Here is a 26,636-nt window from a genome sequence, read left to right on the forward strand (position 1 = left end):
GGCCGGCGACGGCGCGGCGAGCTGTCGGATGAGACGGTGGGCGAGCAAGTCGGGTGATCCTCGGATCAAGTCCGAGCGCTAACCGGTGGTGGCGACATGGCGCGAAATCGATCGCCGATGATCATCGCACGATCATTGCATCAGCAAGCTTGTCACCCTCGGACTTGATTGGAGGGTCCATCGGCGCGGCTGAAGATCATGACCGTTCGCAACGGACGACAATACCCTACCAGCTCAGGAACAAGCCAACCTCGCCGGGAAAGCCGCCGGGATAATCCAGCACCCGGGCGGTGAGGCGGTAGCCCATGGGATGGAGTTTCTCCTGGTAATAGTCATAGGCAATCTTGGCGAAACCCTCCAGCGAGACAGGCCAATCCGGTTCGAGGTTGTTGATGCGGCGGCCGCCGTCATTACAATAGCTGGCCGGGAAGGAGACGGCCATCAATTCGCGGAAGCCGTCCTCGGCGGCGCGGCGGATCGCCTTGTTCACCCGTTCATCGACATCGGGTCGCAGATCGCGATGCATGAAGGCATCGCGCAAGGACTTCTTCTCATCCTCGACCACGCGTTTGAGGTCGAGCGCTTTCTGCATCTTGGCCGTTTCGGCGTCATTGGCGATCTTCGACAGGTCTTCAGGACGTAACAGGCTGCTCATACGATCCTCCCGTTTATCTGATGACCGGCAGTTTATCTGATCACCGCCGGTCTGATCACTGTCCGTGCAATGACTTCATTCTTCCAGCAAAGTGGTGCGGGCCGCGGCCAGTTCCTTCTTCTGCGCCTCGCTGACCTTGGGATAGTCGAGATCGAGCGAATCCAGGGCATCGATGATGGCGGCGGCGACCACCACGCGGGTGAACCATTTATTGTCGGCGGGAACGACATACCAGGGCGCGTGCTTGCTGGCGGTGGCCTCGATCATCTCTTCATAGGCTTTGGCATAGTCCTTCCAATAGCTGCGCTCCGATGCGTCGGCCGCGGAGAATTTCCAGTTCTTCTCGGGATTCTCCAGGCGCTCCAGAAAACGCTTCTTCTGTTCGTCCCTTGAGACGTTCAAATAGAACTTGATTACTTTGAAGCCGTTGCGGGTCAAATAACGTTCGAAATTGCCGATATCCTCAAAGCGCTCCTGCCAGATATCCTTCGTCACCAGCGAGGGCGGCAGGTTCTGGCGGCGCAGATAGTCAGGATGCACCCGCACCGCCAGCACTTCCTCGTAATAGGAGCGATTGAAGATGCCAATCCGGCCGCGTTCCGGCAGATTGTGCGCACAACGCCACATGAAATCGTGATCCAGCTCCTCGGACGACGGCGATTTGAAGGAGAAGACCTGGCAGCCCTGGGGATTGACGCCGGACATCACATGCTTGATGGCGCCATCCTTGCCGGCCGCGTCCATCGCCTGGAAGATCAGCAAGAGGCCCCACTGATTCTGGGCATAGAGTTTGTCCTGCAATTCGGCGAGCGCCTGGGTGCCAAGAGCAAGGGCATCCTTTGCCCGCTGCCTATCCGCTTCCTTGAAATTCGCGATGTCGTCGGGATCGCAATCCTTCAGGCGGAACTTGCGTCCGTCGGTAATGCGATAGGGAGCAGCAAAAGACCGGCTGGCCTCGACAATCCGCTTCATATCCATTGGCATCCTCGCCAGGTCGGATGGGGTGCATTCGGACTGTGGTTGGTTTCGACTGTTAGACAATCACGCAAAGCCGCCCGCTGCAAGCGCGCGGATGCTGCAGGGGGAGAGCCGCGGCGTCTCCGGAGGCCAAGGGCGCGAGGCGGCGGTTGCAGCCCCAGAGCCAGCATGCAATAGGGGACGGGAAGGCGGCCAGCTAGGCGGAAGCTGCTGGTTGGTCTGTTGAGATATCCGTCTGGAACGTCAATATTAACGTTTAAAACATGAGTTCTGAGGTCTATAGTATGATCATAGATCAAACAGTTTCGGTCCAAAGGCGATGATCACGGCAGCGCAAATGCGGGCCGCGCGGGCCCTGCTCGGTATCGATCAGCGGCAATTGGCCGAAATGTCGGGTGTTTCCTTGCCCACCATTCAACGCATGGAAGCCAGCGAAGGCACTGTGCGTGGGGTGGTGGATACCTTGATCAAGGTGGTGGAAGCCCTCGACCGCGCCGGGATCGAGCTGATCGGCGAAAACGCCATCAGCGCCGGCGGCGGCCGCGGCGTTCGCCTGAGGCAGGGCAAGGCGCCCCAGGACACTTAGGCACGGTCCCAGCGCCAGGCTGTGGCCAATGGGGCAGCAGCATGGCCAATCAGGCAGTCAAACCGCAGACAGTCGAACCGCGTTTCATCGATCTTTTCACCCCGAAGCTGATCACCGTTCTGCGTGAAGGCTATGGCCTGGCCAGCCTGCGCGCCGATGCATTGGCGGGATTGACCGTCGCCATCGTTGCCTTGCCGCTCTCCATGGCGATTGCGATCGCTTCCGGCGTCACACCGGATCGTGGCCTCTATACGGCGATCGCCGGCGGCTTCGTGGTTTCGGCACTCGGCGGCAGCCGCTTCCAGATCGGCGGTCCGGCCGGCGCCTTCATCGTCCTGGTGGCGGCGACGGTGCAGGCGCATGGCGTTGACGGCCTGATCCTCGCCACCATCCTGTCCGGATTGATCCTGCTCGCCATTGGCTTCCTGCGGCTCGGCACCTTCATCAAATACATCCCCTATCCGGTGACCGTGGGTTTCACATGCGGCATTGCCGTCATCATCTTCGCCAGCCAGATCAAGGAACTGCTCGGCCTCACGCTGGCCGGCCCGGAACCGGGGCCGCTGCTGCCGAAGCTGCAGGCTTTGGGCGCCGCGCTTCCCAGTCTCAATATCGCCGCTTGCGGTCTTGCGTTGCTGACCATCGGCATCATCGTCGCGATTCGGCGTTTCAGGCCGCATTGGCCCGTGATGGTGATCGCCGTCGCGGCGGCATCGTTCCTCGGCTGGCTGTTCGGCCTGCCGGTCGAGACGATCGGCACACGCTTCGGCGGCATTCCGCAAAACATGCCCTTGCCACATCTGCCGGAGGTTTCGCTGGCGAAGATCGAGGCGGTGCTGCCCTCGGCTCTGTCCTTCGCCTTGCTCGGCAGTATCGAAAGCCTGCTCTCTGCCGTGGTGGCGGACAGCATGAGCGGGCGGCGCCATCGCTCCAATTGCGAGCTGGTCGCCCAGGGTGCTGCCAATATCGTCTCTGGTCTCTTCGGCGGAATCTGTGTCACCGGCACCATTGCACGGACCGCCACCAATGTAAGGGCCGGCGCGCGGGGGCCGCTCTCCGGCATGCTGCATGCAGTCTTCCTGCTGGGCTTCATGCTGCTGGCAGCGCCGCTCGCTTCCTTCATTCCACTTGCTGCCTTGGGCGGCGTGCTGGCGGTGGTTGCCTGGAACATGGCGGAGAAGCATGCCTTTGCCGTTCTGGTGCGAGCCTCGCGCGGGGATGCGGTCGTCCTGCTGGCGACGTTTCTGCTGACGGTCTTCCGCGATTTGACGGAGGGCATTTTGGTCGGCTTTGGCCTCAGCGCCTTGCTGTTTTTGCACCGGATGGCGCAGGCCGTCTCAGTGGAGCAGACATCAAACGAAGTTGCCCCGCCGATCGCTGAATTGGATGTGGCCGATCGTGTAGCGGACGTATCGCGCAAAGCCTATGACGTTGCTCTTGCCACCGATCCCGATGTCGTTGCCTATCGCATCAGCGGCGCCTTCTTCTTCGGCGCGGCGGCCGGCGTTGCCGCTGCACTGGAACGCATCGGCGAGCATCCGAAGGCCTATGTGATCGATTTCGCCGCCGTGCCGGTTCTGGATTCGACGGCCGCAGCGACGATCGACGGCTTCGTGCGCCAGGCGCAGCGGCGCGGCGCCCGGGTATATCTGACGGGCGCGCGGCCGACGGTGCGACGCATCCTGCTGCAACACGGTCTGCGGCCGCCCATCGTGCGCTTCCGCAGCGATCTCCAGGATGGGGTGGTGGCTGCTCATGACGCGCTTTCGGGAAACCGTGCCAAGGTGGCCTCCCAAGCGTAGAGCGGTGCGGCGCCATTTATCGGTTTTGGCTCCGCTTGGCATCATGCGGCACACCCACTATGCTGGATATGCACGCCCCGGCGCACCGATCGAGGAGCCATGTTATGACGACGACCGGTGTTCACGTGACCGCCGATGGTCTGGTGGATTTGCGGCTGCACAATGATCTGGCGAAACGGCTGAAGCTTCACTGCCCCTACGATCATCTGTTTTGGACCAAGGAAGGCCGTGATCTCGCCGGCATGGCCATCCAACTCGATCCGGTCTTCGCACAGCATAATCTCGCGCGCTACAAATGGTTCTCCGGCCAGATGACCAAGGCGGCCGGCAGCCTCGATCAGATCCTCATCCTCGGCGCCGGCTTCGATACCCGCAGCCTGACCTTGCCGCGGGTCACCGCCGGCAAGCTGCAGGTCTTCGAGGTGGATTTTCCCGCCAAGCTCGCCCAGAAACAGGAAGTCCTGGGCCGGGCAGGTGTAGTCTTGCCGCCGGCCCTGCATTTCGTTGGCGCCGATCTCGCCGATCCTGCATTGCTGTCCCGCCTGGAAGCCGCGGGCTATCGGGCCGACCGGCCGACCGCGATCTTCATGGAAGGTGTTCTCTTTTTCCTGCCGCGCGAGGTTGCGGATAGCCTGCTTGATCCCACGCGCTTGAAGCGTGGCGCCGGCAGTTTCCTCTTCCTCGATATCTGGAGCCGGTCGCGGCAAATTGCGTTGAACGAAAAGCTTACCCAGCGCGGCGCGCCCGCCTTGTTCGGCGAGAGTCCGCTCGGCGAGACGCCAGCGGAAGCGGAACAGCAGATCAAAGCGCACGGTTATGGCCATGTCCGCACCACAAGCCTGCAGCAGCTCGTGGAGACGTTCCAGGCCGGCGACATCGCCGATCCCCTCGGCGATAGCTGGCATGTATTGGAAGCGGTCTGGCCATGATCTCAATCCGGCATGGGCAGTCAACGGCTGGAAATTTCCTGCACCATCTTCTGGCGTAACGCCCGGGCAAAATCGCCGCGATCCGCCGCGGTGGCGACGAAAGCCGCGAAACCGCCGATCACCTCACGCTCATAGACTTCCACGAGAAAAGGCCGGCCGCTCGCACCGCGGCTGTCATCATTCAGGATGGCGAGCGCATTGATCGTGATGCCGGCGGCCACGGCGGCATCACGCGCCAGCGGGGCGGGGAGGTGGCTACGATAATCGACATTGTCACCGGAGAGATCGATGATCCGGCGCGTCGGCCGGCAAGGGCAGGTCTCCATCATGCCGGTCGCGAGATGAATGGCATCCCCGATCGCATTCCAGCTTTGCGGCGAACGTGGCGCCTGCAGCACCGATGCGGCAAAACGTTCGGCGCTCCCGCGGTCGCCGACCAGCATCCAGGGCACCACATTGGCCGGCGCGCCGGGGCTGCCCCATTCAACATAGGCGACGGCAATGCGACCATGACCACCGCCACGAATGGCACCGAGGATATCGGCATCGGTGATCGCCGCGGCAATGCCCTCCTTTTGCAGCCGAAACTCACTGGGATCGATACTGCCCGACGCATCGACCACGAGCACCAGCGCCAGATCGACGAGCGGCCGCTCGCTTTGCGTTTGCGCCGGTATTTGCGTTTGCACGGGCGCCTGTGCCCCGGTCCACGTTTCCGCTTGAGCCGGGCCGGCAGCGAGTTTAAGCGCGATCGTGAGGGTGAGCACAGCCGCAATTGCCAACCGGCACGCGGCGACCATGGCTGCATGGCTTCTTTTCATCGCGATCCCGCCTCACGTTCTGTCTGCCATTTGCGTGCGGATTGAATGGCGGAGGAACTCTATCACCATCTGCATCGACTGGTTTTGGGCAAATCGCCACGCTGCTCGAAATGAAATATTGTCTTTAAAGCAACATCTGGAGGCGTTATAATTGTCTTAAATACAATGGAGAGCGCCACGTGACCATTCAAACCACATCAAGCAAGGCTGGACCCTTCATCGGCAATGGTTCGGCAACGACCTTCGCCAGCAATTTCCTGGTCGATAAGCCGGACGACCTGGTGGTCATCTATACCAATGCCCTAGCCCAGGACACGACCCTCGATCCCAGCCAATACACCGCCACTGGCTTTGGCGACCCAGGCGGGGTGACAATCACATATCCGATTTCAGGCCCGCCGATCGGCGCCAATGAAAAGATCACCTTGCTGCGCATGGTCGATTACGACCAGCAGACCAGCATCACCAATCAAGGCGGCTTCTACCCCACGGTGATCGAAAAAGCCCTGGACCGGATTGTGATGCAATGCCAGCAGTTGGCAGAGAAAGTGGGGCGTGCGATCTCCGTCAGCGTCTCGAGCAACGAGGATCCGAACGAGGCGTTTCAGTCGATCGCAATCAATGCAGCTATTGCTCAAGAGGCCGCGGCCGAAGCTGGCGGTTCTGCAAACGCTGCTGCAGCGAGTGCCGCTGCGGCGGCTGAGTCTGCGGCTTCAATTGAAAAACCGATTCCCGTGGTGTCAGGTGGCACAGGCGCGGAAAGCTCAGCAGATGCAAGAACCAATCTGGGCCTCGGCACGGCGGCGACGCAGAACATCGGCACGGCTGCCGGCGACATTCCCCAGCTTCAAACCGGCGGCAAGATGCCGGCTGTCAGCGCGGAGGACATGACCATGACCGGCCGTCTTTTGCGCATCACCAAGCTCACAGCCTCGGGCGTTTTCACGAAAGTGACCCAGCTTCTGCCTCAAACTAATTTCGTCGGTATTTGGGTGTATGGAGGTGGCGCTGGCGGCGGCGGAGTTAGAGGTCTAGCCAGCAATACCGCCGCAGGAGGAAATGGCGGCGCTGGTGGATACGCTTTCGCGTTCGTTCCTGTTTCTGCGCTTGCAGCTACCGAAATTATCCAAATCGGAAGTGGTGGGGCGGCGGGACCGTCCACACCGAATGATGGCGGCAGCGGCGGAGTAACGTCATTCGGAGCGTTTGCCAGTGCCACCGGTGGCGAAAGCGGCGGCGTTAATAACGCGTCATCGACTGGCGCCGCTCTTTGCAGGGGCGGCGTTGGCATCGTAGGCGACGTACTGGGTACTGGAGATAGCGGTTGCCGACCGTTCTACGTTCCGACCGGCATTTTAAGCCAGCCGCCGGGGGCAGGCACCAGAGGCAAATACGGCGCAGCCGGCCTGTATGGTGCTTATGCTGGGGGCTTTACGACTGGAAATAATGCCCCTCCCAATAGCGGATGCGGCGGAATGGGGGGTATCTCCGCTTTTAACAACACTGGTACTGCCGCTGGCGGTCCAGGCGGCTCCGGCTTCATTATGATCGAGGAGTATGCTTGATGTCGATCCGCACGGCCGAAATCCTGCGCGTAACGAACGTCGTGACGAACGTCATAGAGCTCGACCCCTCGCTCTATCCCATATTCGAACAGTTCTTCTCCGAGAAGTATTACGTCCTCTCCGAGAACGCGTGCATCGATGACGTTTGTGACCCCGACAGAGGCACATTTACTGGCCCTCCGGGAACGCCCAATGGCCCGCCGATTGATCCTCCGGAGATGGCGACGGCGTGACGCCGGCCTAGATTTGCATGGACCTTGGGGGCGAGAGATGGCCGACTTTGTACAAAAGACTATCGAGACATTAGAGTCGAAGGCGTCGAAGAAGAATTCTAATGAAATCAATCTGGAGCGAATGGTGGGCGGTACAAGGATTGAACTTGTGACCCCTACGATGTCAACGTAGTGCTCTCCCGCTGAGCTAACCGCCCATCCGGACGGGCCGTGGAACCGGTCCGTCTGAGGTGCCGCTATCGGGAAATCGCCGCGGCGGAGGGCGAAATAGCATCCTGTGCGGGGGATTGCAAGCGGCTCATGAAGCGATAATGCGAATTCGATGAATTTCCTGGAAATTCAGGCATAAAGCAGCTCGCCGACCTCATGGATCAGGCGGTTGAGGTGGAACGGTTTGGAGAGGGCCGGGGCGGCCGGAACCGCGGCATCGCCCTTGACGGCGCGCCCGCGTTTCAGGGCGACGGCGGCGAAGCCGGTGATGAACATGATCTTCACGTTGGGATTGCTGCGCGAGACCTGCTTGGCCAGCTCGACCCCGTCCAGGCCGGGCATGGTGACATCCGCCAGCAGGAGATCGACCGGCTCGTCCGCCAAAACCTGGGCGGCATGCAGACCGTCCGCGGCGGATTCGACGCGATGTCCGGCGCGCTGCAACAACCTGACGAGGAAGTTGCGGAGCTGCGTATCGTCTTCGGCAACCAGGATACATGCCATGACTACGATATCCCTTGCTCAGCGCTAATCCGCTTTTCGGTTGGCGATGCTCGGTCCTGCCAGCAGCAGGAAACGAACTCCTCTATCCTTTAAAACAGAGGCGACGAGTCGCCGCCAAAACAAATTGCATTCAATTTGATGCGACTGGAGCCTATCTCGGCGGGCTTTTCCGGCGCTTGGGACGGCGCGCCTGAAGATACCGCTTCAGGCCGCAGGAAAGGCCGATTCGGCGCGCTGTCCGCAAGACATGACAGCGTCGTCACTTTAAGTTACAAAAATCGTGACATGAGCGGCGACTTCAACGCGTCCGATGACGCCCCAGCCAAACCGTTCGAAATGATCTGGCCGTCGCGGCAGACGGCGCCGCTGCTGCTTGCCTCGCCACATAGCGGGCGGCACTATCCCGCAGCATTTTTGGCGCAAGCCATCCTGGATCGCCAAGTCTTGCGGCAATCCGAGGATTGCTATGTCGATTTGTTGATAGAGGCGGGGCCGCGTTTGGGCGTGCCGTGCCTGCGGGCCCTGTTCCCGCGCATCTTCGTCGATCCCAATCGCGATGCCGCGGAACTTGATCCCAGCATGTTCCTGGAAGCCTTGCCGGCGCCAGTACAGGCGGCGACGCCGCGGGTCATGGCTGGGCTCGGTGTCATTCCCAAGCTCGCCGCCAATGAGCGCGAAATCTATGGCCGGCAATTATCCTATCGCGAGGCGGTCGAGCGGCTGGAGAAATATTACCGTCCCTACCATCGCGCACTGGCTGAAGCGATCCGGCATATCCGCGCGGAATTCGGCCATTGCCTGCTGTTGGACTGCCATTCCATGCCGTCCGGTGGTGCACCCCTGGTGACGGCCATGCACGGCATCGATCCGGCGGCGGGCACGGTGCCCGCGATAGGACTGACGCCCGGTATCGCGAGGGCCCCCGGTCCAGTTGATTCCGGCCGGAACGAGGTGGATTTCATCCTGGGGGATTGCTACGGCGGATCCTGCGCCGATGCGGTCACGGCGATGACCGAGACCTTCCTGACCCGCGCCGGTGCACGCGTCCGGCGCAACAATCCTTATAGCGGCGGCTATGTGACGCAACGCTATGGCCGGCCGGCCGAAGGCGTGCATGTCCTGCAGTTGGAGATCAACCGGCGCCTCTATGTCGATGAGGCCAACTTGACACCCACGGCCGGCTTCGCCGCCACCAAGGACTTGCTGTCCGGCCTGATCGGGGCGCTGCGCGACGCGGCGGCCGATCTGATGCGCCGGCGTTAGTCGGCAGGGGGAGCGGGGCGGGATGGAATTTCACGACCGCAGGGGTGCTTTTTGCCGGGTAAGATCGGTCACCGCCGCGGACTTGCCGGCATTGCAGGCGATCTATCGCTGGCACGTCCTTCACGGCATCGCCAGTTTTGAGGAAACGCCACCCGATCTGGCGGAATTCTCGGCGCGTTTTGAGGCAATCCGGTCCCGCGGCCTGCCTTATCTCTGTGTTGATGTGTCACCAAGGCAAGAAGGTGCGCCCCCTGACGAGCGGGCCAGCCGGATTGCCGGTTATGCCTATGCCGGCCCGTATCGGTCGCGCAGCGCCTATCGCTTCACGGTGGAGAATTCCATCTATCTCGACCCGGCCTATGCCGGTCGCGGTATTGGCCGAGGATTGCTACAGCCCCTGATCGCCGATTGCGCAGCGCTGGGGATGCGCCAGATGGTGGCCGTGATCGGTGATTCCGAAAACGCGGCCTCGATCGCGCTGCACCGGGCGCTGGGATTCCGTCAGGTCGGCGTCCTGACCAAGGTCGGCTTCAAATTCGGCCGCTGGGTTGATTCCGTCTTGATGCAACGGGCACTCGGCGATGGAACGGATCCTGCATAATGATTTGACGGGCCGAACGGGTCGCGAGCAGTGGGAAGCGGTTGCGATGACCTTCCTAGTAGGAAGAAAAAAAGGGCCGTGCTTTCGCACGGCCCAAGTTCTGGGAGGAAACGCCCATGAGGGCGTAAGCGACGGGGGAGTGTCAGGGGAGATGTCCGCCCGTCGCAGTGCAGAAAATGATGTTGCAGGCGCGAAATGTCAAGAATTAAACCCGAAAAAAAGCCATGCAAATAATTGACTCTGCTATAGGAAAACCTCATGCCCTGCGTCAATTTGACCAGTTAGACGAGTCGGTCGCATGCATAACATCGGATGCCCGTCGGGGTCTGACGGCATCAGGCCAGCAATCGTCGTTTTAAGACTTTGACTGGGGTTATACGGAGTATTCCGCGGGCAAAGGATGGGTTGCTATTCCGGTTTTATGAGAACCTGGGCAGAATAGCGCGGCGTCCTGTCGCATACTGTATACCGGAAACGAGTCGAGAGGATGGCGGTGAGGGGAGAGTTAGCCGGTGCGGCTGAAAACGGGGGAAGAGGTGCAGCACATGCCGGAACCGGCAAGCCAGCCCGACGCTAAGGAACCCAGCAACAAAGGACAAAGCGAGGCCGGATCGCCGCCGCGCACCGACGAGACGGAGGGGACGGGCGGTGCCTCGCCGATCCGGGAGGCGCTGGATGGCGATGGCACCGGGGTGGAGGCCGACGCGCCGCGACCGGAAGCGCCTGTTCGCTGGGTCCCGGCCCGGCGCCGTTGGCGCTCGATTGCCCTGGTCGCGCTCTTGTGCCTAGCCGGCCTGGGGGCGATCGTCACCCTGCTGATTCGCGGCGCCGAAGAGCAAAACCTGGAGGCCCGCAATCTGTCCCAGGTGCAATTCGCCGCCCTGCTCTCCGCAGCCGGAGAACAGCTCGGCACGACCACGCTGGATTATGCCTGGTGGGACGAAGCCTATGAGAAGCTGGCGGTGCATTATACGCCCGCCTGGGCGGAAGCCAATCTCGCCCATGCAACGGTCATGGGGCCCGACAAGCCGGTGCAAGGCGCATTGGTGGTAGGACCCGATGGCGCCTTGCGCTTTGGTTTTTGGCGGGGAGAGACTGCTCCGCCCGATATTCTGCAGCAGGCGACCGGCGGGCTCGGCCGGTTGATCGAGCGGGCCCGGCAGCAGGCTCCCAGCGCACCGGAAGCAAGCTACGGCATTGTCCAGATCGGCGATATGCCTGTTCTGGCCTCGGTGGCGCCGATCCTGCCTTTTACGGAACCGGGAGATCAACGCGAAGACGAACGCTCGGACATTATCTTTCTCAGATCGTTGGATGCCCATAACCTGGATGCCATTGGCAGTGCGATTGGCGCCTCCGGTGCCGAACTGAACAGCAAGGACTCCGCCAAGACCGCGAAGGTGCCATTGATTTCCTTCGATGGCCGGCATATCGGCAGCATCGCCTGGGAACCGCCGGCCCCGGGCCGGGCGACCTTGACCAGATTGACGCCGCAGATCAGCATCGTTGTCATCGTCATGGCCCTCCTGGCCGGCTTGGCGATGTGGCAGATCAGCAATGCGCAGCACCGCGCACAGGTCTATCTGGCAACGATCGATGCGAAGAACCGGCGCATCGCCAACAATCTGAAGCTGTGGCACTCGACCATGGAAGGCATCGATGACGGTATCATCGTGTTCGATGAAGAGGGCAGGCTGCTGCTTTGGAATGCGGCTTATGGGCGCATCTGGAATATGCCGGCGGGGATGTTGCAGCATGGCCGGCGCATGACCGAGATGATGGATTGGACGCTGGCGCAAGGCGGTTTCCGCCTGACCAGCCAGGAACCCAATGTCACCCAGATTCATCCCCGCGAGACCATGTCCGGCGGACGCTGGCTGTGGCAGGGGCACGGCAAGACGATCGAGGTGCGACGGTTGGAAGTACCGGATATCGGCGGCTTCATCAGCATCTCGCGAGACATGACCCAGTCCAAGCATTATGAGCGGGAACTGGTCAAGGCCTGGGAACAGGCCGTGTTGGCAAACCGCGCGAAATCGGAATTCCTGGCCAATGTCAGCCATGAACTGCGCACGCCATTGAACGCTATCATCGGCTTTTCCGAGGTGTTGGAAGCCGAGCTTTTCGGTCCCCTGGCAAATGAGCGCTACCGCAGCTATGTCAGCGACATCAAATCCAGCGGTTTGCATCTGCTCAGCCTGATCAATGACATTCTCGATCTTTCCAAGATCGAGGCCGGCAAGTTCGAATTGCGCGTCGAGCCGATGGATTGCCGCGATCTCCTGGAGAGCGTTGCGCGCCTGATTCGGCCGCGCGCCGAAAGCGGCGAATTGAGTTTCACCGTCAATCTTCCGTCGGAAATGCTTCTGCTGCATGCGGACCGGCGCGCCTTGAAACAGATTCTGATCAACCTGCTCAGCAATGCGGTCAAATTCACGCCCGCCGGCGGTACGGTGGAAATGTCCTGCCATGCGGTGCCGAATGGCGTTGCCTTCGTGATCCGGGATACCGGTATCGGTATTTCGGCAAAGGATGTCGATACCGCTCTTTCACCCTTCGGGCAGATCGATAGCAATCTCGCCCGACGCTATGAAGGAACCGGCCTCGGCCTGCCGATCGTCAAAGGAATTTGCGAGCTCCATGGCGGCAAATTGCAGATCGAGAGTGAAGTCAATCGCGGCACGGTCGTCACGGCCACGATCCTGGATCAGCGGAATCGCCCCAACTTGCCGCAGCAGCCGGGCGGCCCGATGGGGCGTTCCATCTCTCTGCCGCGTTTTTAAAGTGCGCGCCTGCGGGCTCCGATCTTCCGCACTGACAGATCAGTCGCAGCAATAGCCACGGCTGTTGGGATCCTGCAAGGCCTCCTGGAGAGAGGCGCGCTTATTGTCGTCGGGGGAAAACGGTGGCGGCCTGTCGGCTGGGGCGACGAGATCAAGCGGCCCGGCGGCGCCGGCGGGCGCATCGGCGAAGCGACCATTGGACCGCCAGCGGCATGGACCCATCATCTGGACGGAGCCGCTGATGATGCCGCGCTGACGGTCGATTTCGGTGACGCGGACTTCGCGCCGGTCGCGGGTATGCAGGATCGTGCCGGGCTTGCAGATGGAAAGGAAATCGAAATCCGACATTGCGGCACCTTTGCGCTCCGTTATGCGGCCGTAGCGGGTCAGGTCTGGATAATGCGGCTCCCTGCGATCGGATCATGGGGAACCGGACCATGAAACCGGCTATGGGGAACCGGGCTGCCCGCTCTTACCTTGACCGCTTCAGGCTTCTCGGATCATATCATAGCGAAGATCGTTCCGGCGATCACAGCTTCGGCAGCCTTAGGCCATGCAAGGATCGGCCATTAGGTCCAAATCCATGGCCTGGGATTATAGGCGATTGGGCGAAGCAGTACGACGGACGGCCGCTTACTGGCTTGTAGAAGGAATTGGCGGGCAGATGGGGGACCCGACCCTTTACGGTCCGGCGCATAGCACAATGGTGAGTAGCGCCCGTCTGGCCTTGCTCGCCCTTGATCTGCCACATGACTTCGTGGAACCGGATCTGCACCGCCTGGACGGCGCGCGCATGACCGACATGCTGCCTTATTTTGTCTCGCAGCCGCCGACCCTGCTGCATGACGGATTGTCGCTGCACGATACCGAGGCAATCCTGCTTTATATCGACGCCATCGGTGTGGAACGCGAAACGGAAGTTCGTGGCGCGACGACCCACAGCACCCTGGCGCTCCAACCCGCGACGCCGCGCCTGAAAGCCTTGATGTGGCAGATCATGAGTCTGATCCGCGACCATCTGCAGCCGGCGACCATTGGCGGCGTGGTGGCGCAACGTGTCTTCATCCCCCATCTCGGCGGTCGGCCCGATGTGGAAAAACTGACTGCCGCTGTGGTCAAGCAGCAGGATTGCCTGACCCTGCTCGAACAGCTTTCCTATCTCTGCCATGATGGCAATCATGCGGATTTTCTGATCGATGATCAGCCGCGCCTGGCCGATCTCCTGCTGATGCCGATCCTGCATCATCTGATGCAAACTGATCTCGGCCCCGCTTGTCTCGCGCGTTCGGTGCGCTTGTCCCGCTGGTGGCTGGCGATGCAGAAACTGGAGAAGCTGCGCGAGGGACTGCCGAGACTGGCTTAGGAAAGACGTTCCGGCACAATTGCAAATTCCACGACAAATGATAACGACTTTAATGGGAGGATTGGCATATGCCGGATACGTCGCGCGATCCATTGCTGGATTTCCGTTCCCAGGCGCCGCAGCGCGCCTTTCTCGATTGGCCGGTGGTGACGAATCCGGCCGAGTGGCAGGCGGATATCGCCATCATCGGTATTCCGCAGAGCGAACCTTATCCGCACGATCCGTGCCCAAACGACCAGGCCCGCGCCCCGGATATCGTACGTGGTCAATCCAGCCAATTCTGCGATGGCCCGGAGCGTTGGGATTTCGATATTGGCGCGCCTTTGCAGGAATGCCTGCCGCCGCGCTGCATCGATATCGGCAATCTGGTGTGGGGCGACGAGCCCTTCGATGCGCATTTCCAGCGTGTGGCCGAAGCTGCCCGCCGGCTCTGGTCCAGCGGTGCGATGGTGCTCGCAATCGGCGGCGATCACGGCGTGACGATTCCGCTGCTGCAGGCGCTCGATGTGCTGCAACGACCGGTTTACATCGTGCATATCGACGCGCATCTCGATTGGCGCGACGATGTCGCCGGCGTTAAGCGGGGCTATAGCAGCCCGTTGCGCCGCGCCAGCGAATTGCCCTGGATCGCCGGCATGACGCAGATCGGCCTGCGCGGCACCGGCAGCGCCCGGCGCGGCGAAGTGGAGGCCGCTTTAGCCTATGGTTCGACTCTGGTGCCGGCGGCGGAGCTGCACGAGCGGGGCATCGATGCGATCATCGACGATCTGCCGCGCGACCACGCTTTCTTCGTGACCATTGATGCCGATGGGCTCGACCCGGCCTTGATGCCGGGCGTCATGGGTCCGGTACCTGGCGGGGTCCGGCCTGAACAGGTCAAGCGGTTGTTGAAGCGCCTCGCGGAACGCGGGCCGGTCGTGGGGATGGATATTGTCGAGATCGCGCCCAGCTTCGATTTCGCCAATCAACTGACCTCGATTACCGCGGGCCGGCTGTTCATCAACCTGATCGGCGCCATGCGACATCGCTGGCGCTGACCTTCTGGCCACACCATTCGCGATGACGACCTGGCAGCGGCTCGGCCTTCGTTGAAGGTCTACTGGGGGTGGATGATTTCCTGAGCGGCGCAATCGCTTTCAGGTTCAACAAAAAAAGCCCAGCCGTTGGACTGGGCACTCATTCGATGAGTTGGAACAGGTGGCTTGATGCCTTGGCGTGCGATCAGGATCTCGCGGTTCCGTCCGCTGGATCTCCGACGCTACTTGATCTCCCAGGAGGTGTTATGCGGAATGTCCATCGCGGTGTAGCCGCCGGCACCGGCCAGAGCCGGCATCGAGATGCAGGCAAAGGGCTCCTTCCCGGTGATTCCCTTATATTTTCCGGTGCCGCCGGTGATGATATGGGTGCCACAGTTCATGTCCGGCTGCGTCTTGTCGACATCGCGCGTGTCGAAGGTGGAGAAGATCTCGTCGCCGTCGTTATCGGCCAACACACAGGCGCCGTCGATATATTTCTTGTCGCCCGATGCGACGCTCAGCGCTGCGCAATGCGCTGACATCTTGTCGAGCATCTTTTCTCCCTTCATATTCTCGGTGGTTCCGACCGCTTCCAACGGGGTCACAGTCCCGAGGCCTTGGATGTCGATGCTCATCAAAGGCCGAAAGATGAAATGCGTCACATAGGGCGTGGTCCCTTTCTTTTCGAGCGGGTCTCCCAAAGTCATCCCGGGTGCAAGGGTCATCAGTATCCCGGTGAGAAAAGCTGCTTTCATGAATTTTCCGCTCATGACGTTTCCTCCTTGATGACAGAGAAAGGGCCGGCGTCACCGGCACCCGGCGCGCCTGACCCAGGCGACCAGACAGCCTCGGACAATGAGACCGATCTAGACGCCAGCCGGCTGCTTGAATCACGATCTGATTAGGAGGCGCACTCACTGCGCGGGCCGCATCGCCTATCGTTGGATGGTGCGGACAACATAACCACGCAGCACTTCTGCCGCTTTTTCAGCGGCCGGCACATGCATGGTTTTTTGGATTTCTTATGGATCTATTTTAACGTGACTGAGCCATCCAAGTCGAGGCGTTTCGCCGCGATTTCCAAAGCATGTGGGCTGATAAATGCGGGCGAGGCATGCATGCAAGCTATCTGGCATGGAGGCGCAAATAGGAGCGCAGGGTCGAGCCCCAGGACGATAAACATGTTAGCGTCGGCGGCCTGCGAGCCGGCTCAACCTAGGACTTGCAGGCCGGAGACTAGCCGCGCTCCTTACGCTACGCCATCCGCCACGACGAACTGGCTGCGGCTCGATTTGGTGCGCAGGGGCAGGATCCGCTGATATTCGGGGGAGTGATACCAGTCCTGGGCTGCTTTGCGTGATGGAAATTCCAGCATGGCGATGCGCTGGTAGGACATCTCGCCTTCCAGCACGGTAAAGCTGCCGCCGCGCACCAGGAACTTGCCGCCATAGGCCTCGATGGTCGGCAAGACCTGCGACCGGTATTCATCGAAAGCCTTCAGGTCGTCGACGGTCTCATAAACGATGCAATAGGCTTTCATGGCCATCCTCCCGTCCGGCGAGATCAGCGTGAGATGCAATTCTAAATTATCAGAAATGACATAGCGCAGGCTAGTTCGCGCCGCTCACGCCACCAACTCATCCCAGTGGCGATGCACGGCAATCCCGAAGGAGACAAGTAGCCAGCTCCAGCCGATCCAGGGCACCAGCTGCAAGGAGAAGGCATGCAAGGCTGGTGCGGCGATCTTGCGCGCAGCAAGACGCGGGAGAAGTTCGACGATGACGTGGCGTTGGACGAACCATTCGATGAAGCTGAAAACCGCATCGGTCATCTGCTTTGGCGTGCCGGTCCGGAAGGCTTCCATGACGCCTTGTTGCTCTTCCTGAAAACCGCTCACTTGTCGCAGACTTTCTTCGAACTGATTGCGCGCCTCCATGATGCCGAGGGTCTCCAGCAGAATGGTGACGACCATCTGCCACTTCTTTGCCGGGTCCGGCTTTTGCTTGGGCCGCGGTGCGGATTTGGTCGGATCCGGCTTGATGTCGTCCGGTGAAGGTAAAGCGGCCATGTCCGCCCGCTGCATGTCACCGACAAGGAATCCCGTATCGGGATAAAGCACCTGCTTGGCCGCGGCATCTGGATCGGCCGAGGATTTAGCAATCGCCTGCAGGCGGTTCGCGCGATCAACGCGCAGTTTGACGGAGGTGTTGGCGATGTCCTGCCGAGCGTCTTCGCTGATGCGTTCGCCGTTGCGCAACCGCTTGTAGAAAGCCTCGGCACGTCCGCGATCGGCGTTCAGGTAGCCGCGCAACTGCTTGACGGAGTCATCCTCACCCTGTGCCCAGGCTTGCCGGCCAAGGCGATGCAGCGTCGTGCCGAGCAGAAGCGCCGAAGCTGTCAGCAGCAAGGATCGTCGTGAAGATACACGCGGCGATAAGCCCAGCATGAGCGGCGTCACTTTGAATTGCGGCTTGATATCGTTTGCTCAGATTATCATGGAGACATTGGCAATGCGCGCGTTAGCTGCTTTTCGCACCGCTCAACGAAAGTTCATTGCGGAATTTGCGCCTATTCGCCGGCGATACAATCGCCTGGCAATCAAACACGGCGCGCCTGATCAGGATCATCTGCCATCTAGGACTGCCACCCGGCGGTGATTCCCCTCTGACGGGCCGATGGCCCTGGACGGACCGAAAAAAGGTCATTATCGATACGCAGCATGTAAAGGTGGTTGGGCCTAGGGCATTCTGCACGCTGTCGCTTCAACCAGGATGCCGGCTTCAGCGCATCAAGACCGGTTTCCAGAGATCGCCGACTCCCGCCGCGGACCTCATGGCGCAGTTCTCATGTCGTTGACAAAAGGCCGTAACCTCCTTCAAGATCAGAAAAGTTGAGAGCCGTTATTCGATGCGACTGACGGCTGCATGGGTGCCTCGCCACCCTGACACCGGGTGATATGTCATCGGGTGATGCCATCCGAAGACAGAAGACTCACCCCCTGCCGATGGTGACTTGTCGCCCTGACGTCGTGACGGCCTGAACGCGCGACGCCTGGAAGAGAGAGCGATAGTGTTCAGCGCGAGTTTCCGCGGGGCGAAGGCACTCTGGCAGGCAGTCGGGTAGGAGCGATCGCAAGGTCGGCAGGACAACAGACGAGCCAATCGTCGATCCGGCGACGTTCGCAGACGGATCTCGTTCAGAATACGGCTTCGCGTAGAAAGCGGCTGGCATCGGTATCGATGCGGTAAGGGCGTCTGTCGCCTTCGCCAATCCAGCCCGCTTTATCGATCGGCTTTTGTTGCAGCCGCCATCTTCGCGGCAAGGATGACAAAAGATGAAGATCGTCGTGTTGCTGCTTCTGATCGCGATCGGATCGGTGCTGTTCCATCTGGCCAGCCCCTGGTATTGGACGCCGATTGCCTCGAACTGGGAATATATCGACCACACGATCACCATAACTTTCTGGATCACCGGCGTCGTCTTCACCCTCATCGTTCTGTTCGTCGCTTATTGCGTCTATCGATATCGCTACAAACCCGGGCAGCAGGCGCATTACGAGCCGGAGAATCGCAAACTGGAAGGCTGGCTGACCCTGGTGACGGCGATCGGCGTCATCGCCATGTTGGCGCCCGGCCTCATCGTCTGGCACCAGTTCATCACAGTGCCTAAGGATGCCTCGGCCTTCGAGGTGGTGGGACAGCAATGGCAATGGAGCTATCGCTATCCCGGCAAGGACGGCAAGCTCGGCGCGGCCGATAACAAGCACATCACCGACGACAATCCGCTTGGTCTCATTGCCGAGGATCCGAACGGCAAGGATGACGTCATCATCCAGGGAGACGATCTGAAACTGCCGCTCGGCAGGCCGGTCAAAGTGCTGATGCGCTCAATCGATGTGCTGCATGATTTCTACGTGCCGGAATTCAGATCGAAGATGGATATGATCCCCGGCATGGTGACCTATTTCTGGTTCACCCCGACGCGCACCGGCACCTTCGATGTGCTCTGCGCCGAACTCTGCGGCCAGGGTCATGCCTATATGCGCAGCAAGGTCGTCGTCGTCCCGGCGGAGGAATTCCACGCCTGGCTCGACCGCCAGCCGACCTTCGCGCAATTGCGGCAGAATGAAGCGGCGAAAATCCGCCAAGCGGCGAAATAGGGCGAAGGAGAGCGGATCATGGTGGATGTCCCGCGCGGTCCAATGCCACCCCAGATCATTCCCGATACGGTGCCGCCGGATTACCTGCCGCCGCCGGCCGAGGTGAAGGATGTCGAGCTTTATCACGCCCATAGCTGGATCACGAAATATGTCTTTTGCCAGGATGCCAAGATCATCGCCCTGCAATATGCGGGAACGGCGCTGGCGATCGGCTTCGTCGCCCTGGTGCTGTCCTGGCTGATGCGACTGCAGCTCGGCTTTCCCGGCGTCTTCGCCTTCATCGATGTGAATGCCTATTACCAGTTCATCACAATGCATGGCATGGTGATGGTGATCTATCTGATCACCGCGATTTTCCTGGGCGGCTTCGGCAATTACCTCATTCCACTGATGCTGGGCGCCAGGGACATGGCGTTTCCCTATCTCAACATGCTCAGTTACTGGGTCTATTTTCTGGCGGTGCTGGTGCTGGTCTCCAGCTTCTTTGCACCTGGCGGGCCGACGGGGGCCGGCTGGACGCTCTATCCGCCGCAAGCGATTCTGTCCGGCACGCCGGGCGGACAGGAATGGGGCATCCTGCTGATGCTGATCTCGCTGATCCTGTTCGTCGCCGGCTTCACCATGGGCGGGCTCAATTATGTCGTGACGGTGCTGCAGGGCCGCACGCGCGGCATGACGCTGATGCGCATGCCGCTGACCGTCTGGGGCATCTTTACCGCCACCGTCATGGCGCTCCTGGCTTTCCCGGCGCTTTTCGTCGCCTGCGTGATGATGCTGTTCGACCGCCTGCTCGGCACCAGTTTCTTCATGCCCGGCCTGGTGGAGATGGGGCAGCATCTGAAATATGGCGGCGGCAGCCCCATCCTGTTCCAGCATCTCTTCTGGTTCTTCGGCCATCCGGAGGTCTATATCGTCGCCTTGCCGGCTTTCGGCATCGTCTCTGATCTCATCAGCACTCATGCGCGCAAGAACATCTTCGGCTATCGCATGATGGTCTGGGCCATCATCGCCATCGGCGCGCTCAGTTTCGTGGTCTGGGCGCATCACATGTATGTCAGCGGCATGAACCCGGCGTTCGGCTTCTTCTTTGCCGTGACCACGCTCATTATCGCCATTCCGACCGCGATCAAGGTCTACAACTGGGTCCTGACTCTGTGGCGCGGGAATATTCACCTGACGATCCCGATGCTCTTCGCGCTGGGTTTCATCGTCACTTTCGTCAATGGCGGCCTGACCGGCCTGTTCCTCGGCAATGTCGTGGTGGATGTACCGCTCTCCGACACCATGTTCGTGGTGGCGCATTTCCATATGGTGATGGGTGTCGCGCCGATCCTGGTGATCTTCGGCGCGATCTATCACTGGTATCCCAAGATCACCGGCAGGATGATGAATGAGGCGATGGGCCAGACTCATTTCTGGGTCACCTTCGTCGGCGCCTATCTGATCTTCTTCCCGATGCATTATCTCGGCCTGTTGGGCGTGCCGCGCCGCTATTACGAGATGGGTGAGACCGCCTTCGTGCCGCCATCGGCTCATACGCTCAATGAATTCATCACCATCGTCGCTTTGATCGTCGGCGCCGCGCAGATTCTTTTCGTCTTCAATCTGATCTGGAGCCTGCGGAACGGACGGGAAGCCGGTTCAAATCCCTGGCACGCGACGACGCTGGAATGGCAGACGCCGGAGACGCCGCCGGGCCACGGCAATTGGGGCAAGGAGCTGCCGGTGGTCTATCGCTGGGCCTATGATTACAGCGTGCCCGGCGCTGCCGAAGATTTCATCCCACAGAACCAGCCGCCGCAGCGTGCCGCCACCCAGGCCAGCCTGCAGCCGGCACCCGGCGAGTAAGCAAGGCGATGGCGGGCATTCTGATTTTTCTCGCGATCGTGACGGTCATCGTCGGCTGGTATCTGTCGCGCCAGCGATTGCTGTCGAAACCCTGGCTGGAAGTGGGCGTGATCGATGAGGCTTACGGTGCGGGAGGGCAGCCTCGTCGCCATCCGCTGGACCGGCCGGCGCGGCTAGGTCTCGGCTTGTTTCTGGCCGTGGCCGGTTCGCTGTTTACGCTGCTGATCAGCGCCTATCTGATGCGGCGGCAGTTTCCCGACTGGCAGGCCCCGCCGGTATCGAGCCTTCTTTGGTTCAATACCGGCCTGCTGGCGGCGAGCAGCCTTGTCCTGCATGTGACGCAGCGCCTGGCTGGCCGTGGAAGGTGGGACGATGCGAAGCTCGGCCTCTTCATGGCGGCTGCCTTGGCCCTGCTGTTCCTGCTGGGGCAGATGCTGGTCTGGCGGCAGATGACGGCGGCTGGCTATCTCGCGGCCGGCAATCCGGGCAATGCCTTTCTCTATCTGATCATCGGACTGCATGGCCTGCATCTCGGCGGCGGTATGGTGGCGCTCGGGCGCAATGCCCTGCGGCTCTGGCATGTGGAGGATGCAAGGCGGGACCGGGTCTTTGCCGGATTGCAGCTTTGCGCCGTCTACTGGCATTTCCTGCTGGTGGTCTGGCTGATCATGTTGGCGCTGCTGGCGCAATGGGTGGATGATGTCGTCGCGTTCTGCGGACAGTTTCTAAGCTGATGCATTCTGCGTGATGGAGGAGGCAAAGCATGGCCGAACCGACATTGACACAGGAGCCGCCGGGTCTGGCGCCGGCCTATCCGGCGATGCGGCCAAGGGGCTTGCGGGGTATCGTCAGTGATTGGGCTTCGGACCAGCGGACGTTCAAAAGCGTCTCCTGGATGAAGGCCATGATGTGGATATTCCTCCTTAGTGACACCTTCATCTTCAGTTGCTTCCTGCTCTCCTACATGACGGTCCGGATGTCGACCGTGACGCCATGGCCCAATCCCAGCGAGGTCTTCGGCCTGACGATCGCTGGCCATGAAACGCCGCTGCTGCTGATCGCGATCATGACCTTCATCCTGATCAGCAGCAGCGGCACCATGGCGATGGCGGTGAATTTCGGCTATCGCCGCGACCGGGTGAAGACGGCCGCGCTGATGCTGGCGACGGCGGCTTTCGGCGCCAGCTTCGTCGGCATGCAGGCTTTCGAATGGACCAAGCTGATCAGGGAAGGGGTGCGGCCCTGGAGCAATCCCTGGGGGGCGGAGCAATTCGGCTCGGCTTTCTTCATGATCACCGGCTTCCACGGCACCCATGTGACGATCGGTGTCATCTTCCTGCTGATCATGTCGCGCAAGGTGCTGCGCGGCGATTTCGACAAGGAACGCCGCGGCTTCTTCACCAGCCGCCGTGGCAATTACGAGATCGTCGAGGTAACAGGCCTTTACTGGCACTTTGTCGATCTGGTCTGGGTTTTCATCTTCGCGCTTTTCTATCTGTGGTGAGGAGCGGCGCATGGCACAGGCAACGACACATGCTACGACCGGCCAGACAACTGCACAGGCCGCTCCGGCACCGGGTTCCCATGCCGAGGGACAGCATCATCCGATCAAGGTCTATCTGCTGGTCTGGTTCTGGCTTTTTGTGTTGAGCGCCTGCTCCTACCTGGTCGATTATTTCGGCCTGCAGGGTCTGCTCCGCTGGTCGCTCATCCTGCTGTTCATGATCGTGAAAGCAGGGCTGATCGTCGGCGTCTTCATGCATATGGCCTGGGAGCGGCTGGCGCTGGCCTATGCTATCCTGGTGCCGCCGATTGTGCTGCTGGTCTTTGTCGGGATCATGGTGGTGGAATCCCACTACACGCTATTCACCCGGCTGTTCTTCTCAGGCGTCACGCCATAGAAGCCATAAAAGTAGCGCCGGTCCTTGCGGAGCCGGCGCCAGTTTGTGCGGGGGTATCTTTCTGGTGCTATCTAGGCGCAATCAGCTTGCGATAGAGGTGCCAGGTCGCATGTCCAAGGACCGGCAAGGTGATGACGAGGCCGATGAAGAGCGGCAGCGAGCCGATGATCAAGCCGGCAACGACCGTCAAGCCCCAACCCGCCATGACGACCGGGTTCTTCCAGACCGTGCGGATCGAGGTGCCGACGGCGGTGGCCAGCCCGATATCGCTGCGATCGAGCATCAGCGGGAAGGAGATCACGCTGATCACCATCGCCAGCGCGGCGAAGAGAAAGCCGACGCCGCAACCGGCGACGATCAGCCACCAGCCGGCCTCGGTCGTGAACACGTTCTGAATGAAGAGGCCCCAGGATTCCAGCGGCTGCGGCCCATTGATCGATTGATAGATCCACCATGCCGTCATCAGCCACACCACCAGCAGCGCCGTCAGCATCAGGCCGAGGGTCAGGATGGCGCCGAAATTGGGATTGCGGAAGACGCCGAAGGCATGTTTCCAACTGGCGTGATGTTCATGGCCACGCTTCAAGCTGATTTCCCGCCGCCGGCTCATTTCATAGAGTCCGACGCCGGCAAAGGGACCAATCAGAGCGAAGCCGGAAGCCAGCGGGAAGATCAGTGGGATCATCTCGTATTGGAACGCCATGCGGGCGAAAACCAGACCGGCGATCGGATAAACGATGCAGAGAAAGATCACATCGGTGCGATAGGCACCGAAATCCTCGAAACCCTTGCGCAGGACCTCGCGGATATCGGCGAGATGGATGTGGCGGATCGTCGGCGGCGCCGAATAAAGATGCTCGGTGGTGCGATGCAGTGACCGGTTGGCCAATCCCATAGCCTCGGCCGCGTGCAGGATCTGATCCCAGCCCCATTCGACGGGGTTCCGGATTGTTAAAGCCATTAGCATTCCTCCGACCTGTTGTGCGGAGGGGCACAGCATCGTGGCACCGCCGGATCGGCTCGCCATTCGGGCGAGAGGGACAGAGATCGAGAAACCTGCTGGATCGGCAGGCCACGATCTGCATCGCCGAAAGCCCGATCCGGTGTCGGTCACGAAACGCCGCGACCCACCATGGAGTTCAGTATAACCGGATTATCAGCTGACGTCGCCCCGGTTTCTCGCGCGTATCACGGGGCGCTTTTGGACGCCGTTTCCGGATCTATCTGCTTAATCGATCAGCAAAACGCGCTCTGTCGCCTGGGAGCGCGGCGCCTCGGGCGCGCGGCGGGCCAAGCGCACGAAAAGCAGCGAGAACACGCAGGCGAGGGCAGGCAGGACACAGCCCAGCGCCAGGACCCAATGGATGGCATGGGCAACCTGGGCGGCGTCCAATGCGTTGGTCAGCCCCGCGCTGTTGGCGATGACGCCGGCGGCGGCGGCGCCGAAGGAGATGCCGAGCGACCGGATGGTCGGAATGGAGCCCGCCGTGATCGCCTCTTCGCCCGGCGTGGCATGACGCATGGTGGCCGCCACCAGATGCAGATTCGTGGTGCCGAGGCCGAACCCGACCAGGGCGTTCAAAAGCGTGATGGTGATCAGCGATCCGTCCGCCAGGGTCATGGTGACGCCGATCATGCCGATGGTTGAGAGAACAAGCCCGATACAGATGCAGCGGCGCGAACCGGTTTCCTGGAACCCGGAAGTGAGCACCGAGGAGACGGTCCAGGAAACCGCCAGCGCCGCCATGATATAGCCGGCGATCTCATCACTGGCGCCGCGCAAGGTCTGCAAGGCGAGCGGCAGATAGGCGCCGATCACCGTATGGGTCATCGAGGAGAGGAACATCGCCCAGCCGCCGATGCCCGTGGTTGTGGTCAGCGAGAAAGGCTTGCTTGGCAACAACCGGCTGGCCCTGCTGCTGCTATCCATCGAAATGGTGAGACGCACCAGCAGCACGGCGAAGACCACCAGGGCGGCCTGAATCATCAGGATATAGAGTTGGCCGGCGCTGGCGATGCCGAGATCGAATTGGTCGAGCAGCTCATGCACCTGTCCGGCGCAGCTGACGGCGATGACACCGAGCGAGAGCAGGCCCAGGCGGCGATAAGGAAAACGCGGCGGCTCGCCGGTCGCACCGTGCCGCGGCAGCTTCGCCCAGGCGCCGATCAGGAAAAGGATGACGACCGGGGCATTGAACCAGAAGGCGCCGCGCCACCAGCCGGCTTCGGCAAACCAGCCGCCGATAGCGGGCCCAATCAAGGCGGCGATGCCCCAGGTCGTGGAAATGATCGCGAGGGCACGCTTGCGCAACGGTTCGGGATAGACCTCCTGGACCATCGCCATCGACAGCGAGATCAACAGGCCGCCGCCCCAGCCTTGCACCGTGCGGGCGATCAGCATCACCGCCATGCTGGGCGCCGAAGCGCAGCCGATCGAGCCAATCAGGAAAGTCAGGCTGGCGAAGATATAGGCACGGCGCGTGCCGCTGATTGCCTTCAGCGGATTGCCGCTGGCCGCGCCGACGATTGAGGCAACCATGTAAAGCATGGTGGGCCAGGTATAGAAGGAGGTGCCGCCGATATCGCGCACCACCTTCGGCATCACCGTCGAGATGATGAAGACGTCGATCGCATGCAACGCCATGGCCAGATTGATGGTCACCGTGTAAATCGCCAGGCCGTTGCGAAAAACATCGGTCCAGCGCGCCTTGTGCTGCATGATCTCCAATCCGAACAAGAGGATGGCCTAAGCCCCACAGGAGTATAAAGGTTGCAACGTTTTGCGGCAAAATGCCCAAAACTGGGGGTGCCCATGCGTCAAAGGCCGTGGAGAAGGCCGGAGTTGGCGCAAATCCAGCCGCATGCTAGAGAGGTCCACCTGAAGCGAAACCCGTGGAGAGAGAAAAATGAGCAAGCGGTTGATCCGCTTCGGCGTCAATGCGCCGGAAATCGAACATGGCAAGCCGGCGGCTGTGCTCTCCGGCAATCCGGTCACCAAGCTGCAGAATTATTATACCGATCCGACAGGCCAGTTCTTTTCCGGTATTTGGGAATCAGCTAGCGGCAAGTGGGAAGTGAACTATTCCGAGGAAGAATTCTGCGCCATCCTGGCTGGCAAGGTCACCCTGACCGGCGAGGACGGAGTTGCGGAGACCTTCACGACGGGCGATGCCTTCATCATCCCGCGCGGCTTCAAGGGCACCTGGGAAACCATCGACGCCGTCAAGAAGTGGTATGTGATCTTCGAGCCCAAAGCGGCTTAACAGCATGAAGCTGTAACCATCAACGAACCGGCACCGCCCTGGTGCCGGCTCGTTCTGTTTCAGATAAAGGCGCGGCCCCTTCCTTGACGAGGAAAGGTTGGCGAGGAGGCATGGCGATCCCATGCAAGTGATCGGACCGGCGCGGTCACCGCAGGT

General features: G+C 60.9%; 26 protein-coding genes and 1 tRNA gene. 16 read left to right on the top strand and 11 right to left on the bottom strand.

What is annotated here, in order from left to right; genetic code table 11:
* Positions 1-226: 226 nt before the first annotated feature.
* A complete protein-coding gene (locus SMD27_RS18845; protein ID WP_320509983.1) occupies positions 227-655 on the bottom strand; it encodes a hypothetical protein in 429 nt (142 codons plus the stop codon).
* Between the two features lie 75 nt (positions 656-730).
* Entirely contained in the window at positions 731-1,633 is a 903-nt protein-coding gene (locus SMD27_RS18850; protein WP_320509984.1) for a polyphosphate kinase 2 family protein, read from the bottom strand.
* A 337-nt stretch (positions 1,634-1,970) separates the two neighbouring features.
* Between SMD27_RS18850 and SMD27_RS18855 the strand changes: the two genes are divergently transcribed.
* From SMD27_RS18855 to SMD27_RS18865, 3 genes are all read left to right on the top strand, one after another.
* Entirely contained in the window at positions 1,971-2,219 is a 249-nt protein-coding gene (locus SMD27_RS18855) for a helix-turn-helix domain-containing protein (protein ID WP_452094317.1), read from the top strand.
* A 41-nt stretch (positions 2,220-2,260) separates the two neighbouring features.
* On the top strand, positions 2,261-4,021 hold the full coding sequence (locus SMD27_RS18860; RefSeq protein ID WP_320509986.1) for a SulP family inorganic anion transporter: 1,761 nt from the start codon (positions 2,261-2,263) through the stop codon (positions 4,019-4,021).
* A gap of 104 nt (positions 4,022-4,125) precedes the next feature.
* Positions 4,126-4,950 carry a class I SAM-dependent methyltransferase gene (locus SMD27_RS18865; RefSeq protein ID WP_320509987.1) on the top strand — a complete coding sequence of 275 codons (825 nt, stop codon included), beginning with the start codon at positions 4,126-4,128 and terminating at the stop codon, positions 4,948-4,950.
* A 20-nt stretch (positions 4,951-4,970) separates the two neighbouring features.
* On the opposite strand, the gene SMD27_RS18870 is transcribed toward SMD27_RS18865, so the two are convergent.
* The gene (locus SMD27_RS18870; protein ID WP_320509988.1) at positions 4,971-5,771 is read right to left on the bottom strand and encodes a DUF1194 domain-containing protein; all 801 of its coding nucleotides are present in this window, start codon (positions 5,769-5,771) and stop codon (positions 4,971-4,973) included.
* A gap of 179 nt (positions 5,772-5,950) precedes the next feature.
* Between SMD27_RS18870 and SMD27_RS18875 the strand changes: the two genes are divergently transcribed.
* Positions 5,951-7,336 (top strand): hypothetical protein, encoded by a 1,386-nt coding sequence (locus SMD27_RS18875; protein ID WP_320509989.1) that lies wholly within the window; start codon positions 5,951-5,953, stop codon positions 7,334-7,336.
* A complete protein-coding gene (locus SMD27_RS18880; RefSeq protein WP_320509990.1) occupies positions 7,336-7,569 on the top strand; it encodes a hypothetical protein in 234 nt (77 codons plus the stop codon). Before SMD27_RS18875 ends, SMD27_RS18880 begins: the two co-directional genes overlap by 1 nt.
* 122 nt (positions 7,570-7,691) lie before the next feature.
* On the opposite strand, the gene SMD27_RS18885 is transcribed toward SMD27_RS18880, so the two are convergent.
* Both SMD27_RS18885 and SMD27_RS18890 read right to left on the bottom strand, forming a co-directional pair.
* A tRNA-Val gene (locus SMD27_RS18885) sits at positions 7,692-7,766 on the bottom strand.
* Between the two features lie 142 nt (positions 7,767-7,908).
* On the bottom strand, positions 7,909-8,283 hold the full coding sequence (locus SMD27_RS18890) for a response regulator (RefSeq protein ID WP_320509991.1): 375 nt from the start codon (positions 8,281-8,283) through the stop codon (positions 7,909-7,911).
* A 285-nt stretch (positions 8,284-8,568) separates the two neighbouring features.
* Between SMD27_RS18890 and SMD27_RS18895 the strand changes: the two genes are divergently transcribed.
* From SMD27_RS18895 to SMD27_RS18905, 3 genes are all read left to right on the top strand, one after another.
* Positions 8,569-9,546: an N-formylglutamate amidohydrolase gene (locus SMD27_RS18895; protein WP_320509992.1), complete on the top strand. Its 978-nt coding sequence runs from the start codon at positions 8,569-8,571 to the stop codon at positions 9,544-9,546.
* A gap of 22 nt (positions 9,547-9,568) precedes the next feature.
* Positions 9,569-10,147, top strand: coding sequence for a GNAT family N-acetyltransferase (locus SMD27_RS18900; RefSeq protein WP_320509993.1), 579 nt, complete (start codon positions 9,569-9,571; stop codon positions 10,145-10,147).
* Positions 10,148-10,659: 512 nt separating this feature from the next.
* Positions 10,660-12,930, top strand: a complete 2,271-nt coding sequence (locus SMD27_RS18905; protein ID WP_320509994.1) for a sensor histidine kinase — start codon at positions 10,660-10,662, stop codon at positions 12,928-12,930.
* A 39-nt stretch (positions 12,931-12,969) separates the two neighbouring features.
* Here SMD27_RS18905 and SMD27_RS18910 read toward each other — a convergent pair whose 3' ends face one another.
* Entirely contained in the window at positions 12,970-13,278 is a 309-nt protein-coding gene (locus SMD27_RS18910; RefSeq protein ID WP_320509995.1) for a hypothetical protein, read from the bottom strand.
* 316 nt (positions 13,279-13,594) lie between these two features.
* On the opposite strand from SMD27_RS18910, the gene SMD27_RS18915 reads away from it, so the two are divergent.
* Together SMD27_RS18915 and SMD27_RS18920 are read left to right on the top strand one after the other, a co-directional pair.
* Positions 13,595-14,293, top strand: a complete 699-nt coding sequence (locus SMD27_RS18915) for a glutathione S-transferase family protein (RefSeq protein ID WP_320509996.1) — start codon at positions 13,595-13,597, stop codon at positions 14,291-14,293.
* 68 nt (positions 14,294-14,361) lie between these two features.
* Positions 14,362-15,330, top strand: a complete 969-nt coding sequence (locus SMD27_RS18920; RefSeq protein ID WP_320509997.1) for an arginase family protein — start codon at positions 14,362-14,364, stop codon at positions 15,328-15,330.
* A 221-nt stretch (positions 15,331-15,551) separates the two neighbouring features.
* Here SMD27_RS18920 and SMD27_RS18925 read toward each other — a convergent pair whose 3' ends face one another.
* The 3 genes from SMD27_RS18925 to SMD27_RS18935 form a co-directional block, all read right to left on the bottom strand.
* Positions 15,552-16,079, bottom strand: a complete 528-nt coding sequence (locus SMD27_RS18925; protein WP_320509998.1) for a hypothetical protein — start codon at positions 16,077-16,079, stop codon at positions 15,552-15,554.
* 479 nt (positions 16,080-16,558) lie between these two features.
* Positions 16,559-16,849 (bottom strand): DUF1330 domain-containing protein, encoded by a 291-nt coding sequence (locus SMD27_RS18930; protein ID WP_320509999.1) that lies wholly within the window; start codon positions 16,847-16,849, stop codon positions 16,559-16,561.
* A gap of 84 nt (positions 16,850-16,933) precedes the next feature.
* Entirely contained in the window at positions 16,934-17,755 is an 822-nt protein-coding gene (locus SMD27_RS18935) for a hypothetical protein (RefSeq protein ID WP_320510000.1), read from the bottom strand.
* An 888-nt stretch (positions 17,756-18,643) separates the two neighbouring features.
* Between SMD27_RS18935 and coxB the strand changes: the two genes are divergently transcribed.
* The 5 genes from coxB to SMD27_RS18960 are packed head-to-tail and all read left to right on the top strand — an operon-like array spanning position 18,644 to position 23,217.
* Positions 18,644-19,468: a cytochrome c oxidase subunit II gene (gene coxB / locus SMD27_RS18940; protein WP_320510001.1), complete on the top strand. Its 825-nt coding sequence runs from the start codon at positions 18,644-18,646 to the stop codon at positions 19,466-19,468.
* Between the two features lie 18 nt (positions 19,469-19,486).
* A complete protein-coding gene (ctaD, locus tag SMD27_RS18945) occupies positions 19,487-21,316 on the top strand; it encodes a cytochrome c oxidase subunit I (RefSeq protein WP_320510002.1) in 1,830 nt (609 codons plus the stop codon).
* A gap of 8 nt (positions 21,317-21,324) precedes the next feature.
* Positions 21,325-22,050, top strand: coding sequence for a cytochrome c oxidase subunit 3 (locus tag SMD27_RS18950; protein WP_320510003.1), 726 nt, complete (start codon positions 21,325-21,327; stop codon positions 22,048-22,050).
* 29 nt (positions 22,051-22,079) lie between these two features.
* The gene (locus SMD27_RS18955; protein WP_320510004.1) at positions 22,080-22,820 is read left to right on the top strand and encodes a heme-copper oxidase subunit III family protein; all 741 of its coding nucleotides are present in this window, start codon (positions 22,080-22,082) and stop codon (positions 22,818-22,820) included.
* Between the two features lie 10 nt (positions 22,821-22,830).
* Positions 22,831-23,217, top strand: a complete 387-nt coding sequence (locus SMD27_RS18960; protein WP_320510005.1) for a cytochrome C oxidase subunit IV family protein — start codon at positions 22,831-22,833, stop codon at positions 23,215-23,217.
* A gap of 67 nt (positions 23,218-23,284) precedes the next feature.
* On the opposite strand, the gene SMD27_RS18965 is transcribed toward SMD27_RS18960, so the two are convergent.
* Both SMD27_RS18965 and SMD27_RS18970 read right to left on the bottom strand, forming a co-directional pair.
* The gene (locus SMD27_RS18965; protein WP_320510006.1) at positions 23,285-24,178 is read right to left on the bottom strand and encodes a DUF2189 domain-containing protein; all 894 of its coding nucleotides are present in this window, start codon (positions 24,176-24,178) and stop codon (positions 23,285-23,287) included.
* Positions 24,179-24,445: 267 nt separating this feature from the next.
* Positions 24,446-25,936, bottom strand: a complete 1,491-nt coding sequence (locus tag SMD27_RS18970; protein ID WP_320510007.1) for an MFS transporter — start codon at positions 25,934-25,936, stop codon at positions 24,446-24,448.
* 187 nt (positions 25,937-26,123) lie between these two features.
* Here SMD27_RS18970 and SMD27_RS18975 point away from each other — a divergent pair, with 187 nt between their 5' ends.
* Complete coding sequence (locus SMD27_RS18975; protein WP_320510008.1) at positions 26,124-26,480, top strand: cupin domain-containing protein; 357 nt, start codon at positions 26,124-26,126, stop codon at positions 26,478-26,480.
* The last annotated feature ends 156 nt before the right edge of the window (positions 26,481-26,636 follow it).

This window comes from Dongia soli (assembly GCF_034044715.1).
GTDB classification, from domain to species: domain Bacteria; phylum Pseudomonadota; class Alphaproteobacteria; order Dongiales; family Dongiaceae; genus Dongia_B; species Dongia_B soli.

Excerpts from the sequence above, each read along its gene's own strand:
- SMD27_RS18845 (WP_320509983.1), bottom strand. The coding sequence starts at position 655 with ATGAGCAGCCTGTTACGTCCTGAAGACCTGTCGAAGATCGCCAATGAC.
- SMD27_RS18925 (WP_320509998.1), bottom strand. The coding sequence starts at position 16,079 with ATGAGCGGAAAATTCATGAAAGCAGCTTTTCTCACCGGGATACTGATG.
- SMD27_RS18850 (WP_320509984.1), bottom strand. The coding sequence starts at position 1,633 with ATGGATATGAAGCGGATTGTCGAGGCCAGCCGGTCTTTTGCTGCTCCC.
- SMD27_RS18950 (WP_320510003.1), top strand. The coding sequence starts at position 21,325 with ATGGCGGGCATTCTGATTTTTCTCGCGATCGTGACGGTCATCGTCGGC.
- SMD27_RS18865 (WP_320509987.1), top strand. The coding sequence starts at position 4,126 with ATGACGACGACCGGTGTTCACGTGACCGCCGATGGTCTGGTGGATTTG.
- coxB (WP_320510001.1), top strand. The coding sequence starts at position 18,644 with ATGAAGATCGTCGTGTTGCTGCTTCTGATCGCGATCGGATCGGTGCTG.
- SMD27_RS18930 (WP_320509999.1), bottom strand. The coding sequence starts at position 16,849 with ATGAAAGCCTATTGCATCGTTTATGAGACCGTCGACGACCTGAAGGCT.
- SMD27_RS18895 (WP_320509992.1), top strand. The coding sequence starts at position 8,569 with ATGAGCGGCGACTTCAACGCGTCCGATGACGCCCCAGCCAAACCGTTC.
- SMD27_RS18955 (WP_320510004.1), top strand. The coding sequence starts at position 22,080 with ATGGCCGAACCGACATTGACACAGGAGCCGCCGGGTCTGGCGCCGGCC.
- SMD27_RS18975 (WP_320510008.1), top strand. The coding sequence starts at position 26,124 with ATGAGCAAGCGGTTGATCCGCTTCGGCGTCAATGCGCCGGAAATCGAA.
- SMD27_RS18920 (WP_320509997.1), top strand. The coding sequence starts at position 14,362 with ATGCCGGATACGTCGCGCGATCCATTGCTGGATTTCCGTTCCCAGGCG.
- SMD27_RS18970 (WP_320510007.1), bottom strand. The coding sequence starts at position 25,936 with ATGCAGCACAAGGCGCGCTGGACCGATGTTTTTCGCAACGGCCTGGCG.
- SMD27_RS18915 (WP_320509996.1), top strand. The coding sequence starts at position 13,595 with ATGGGGGACCCGACCCTTTACGGTCCGGCGCATAGCACAATGGTGAGT.
- SMD27_RS18935 (WP_320510000.1), bottom strand. The coding sequence starts at position 17,755 with ATGCTGGGCTTATCGCCGCGTGTATCTTCACGACGATCCTTGCTGCTG.
- ctaD (WP_320510002.1), top strand. The coding sequence starts at position 19,487 with ATGGTGGATGTCCCGCGCGGTCCAATGCCACCCCAGATCATTCCCGAT.
- SMD27_RS18860 (WP_320509986.1), top strand. The coding sequence starts at position 2,261 with ATGGCCAATCAGGCAGTCAAACCGCAGACAGTCGAACCGCGTTTCATC.
- SMD27_RS18960 (WP_320510005.1), top strand. The coding sequence starts at position 22,831 with ATGGCACAGGCAACGACACATGCTACGACCGGCCAGACAACTGCACAG.
- SMD27_RS18855 (WP_452094317.1), top strand. The coding sequence starts at position 1,971 with ATGCGGGCCGCGCGGGCCCTGCTCGGTATCGATCAGCGGCAATTGGCC.
- SMD27_RS18870 (WP_320509988.1), bottom strand. The coding sequence starts at position 5,771 with ATGAAAAGAAGCCATGCAGCCATGGTCGCCGCGTGCCGGTTGGCAATT.
- SMD27_RS18910 (WP_320509995.1), bottom strand. The coding sequence starts at position 13,278 with ATGTCGGATTTCGATTTCCTTTCCATCTGCAAGCCCGGCACGATCCTG.
- SMD27_RS18900 (WP_320509993.1), top strand. The coding sequence starts at position 9,569 with ATGGAATTTCACGACCGCAGGGGTGCTTTTTGCCGGGTAAGATCGGTC.
- SMD27_RS18880 (WP_320509990.1), top strand. The coding sequence starts at position 7,336 with ATGTCGATCCGCACGGCCGAAATCCTGCGCGTAACGAACGTCGTGACG.
- SMD27_RS18965 (WP_320510006.1), bottom strand. The coding sequence starts at position 24,178 with ATGGCTTTAACAATCCGGAACCCCGTCGAATGGGGCTGGGATCAGATC.
- SMD27_RS18890 (WP_320509991.1), bottom strand. The coding sequence starts at position 8,283 with ATGGCATGTATCCTGGTTGCCGAAGACGATACGCAGCTCCGCAACTTC.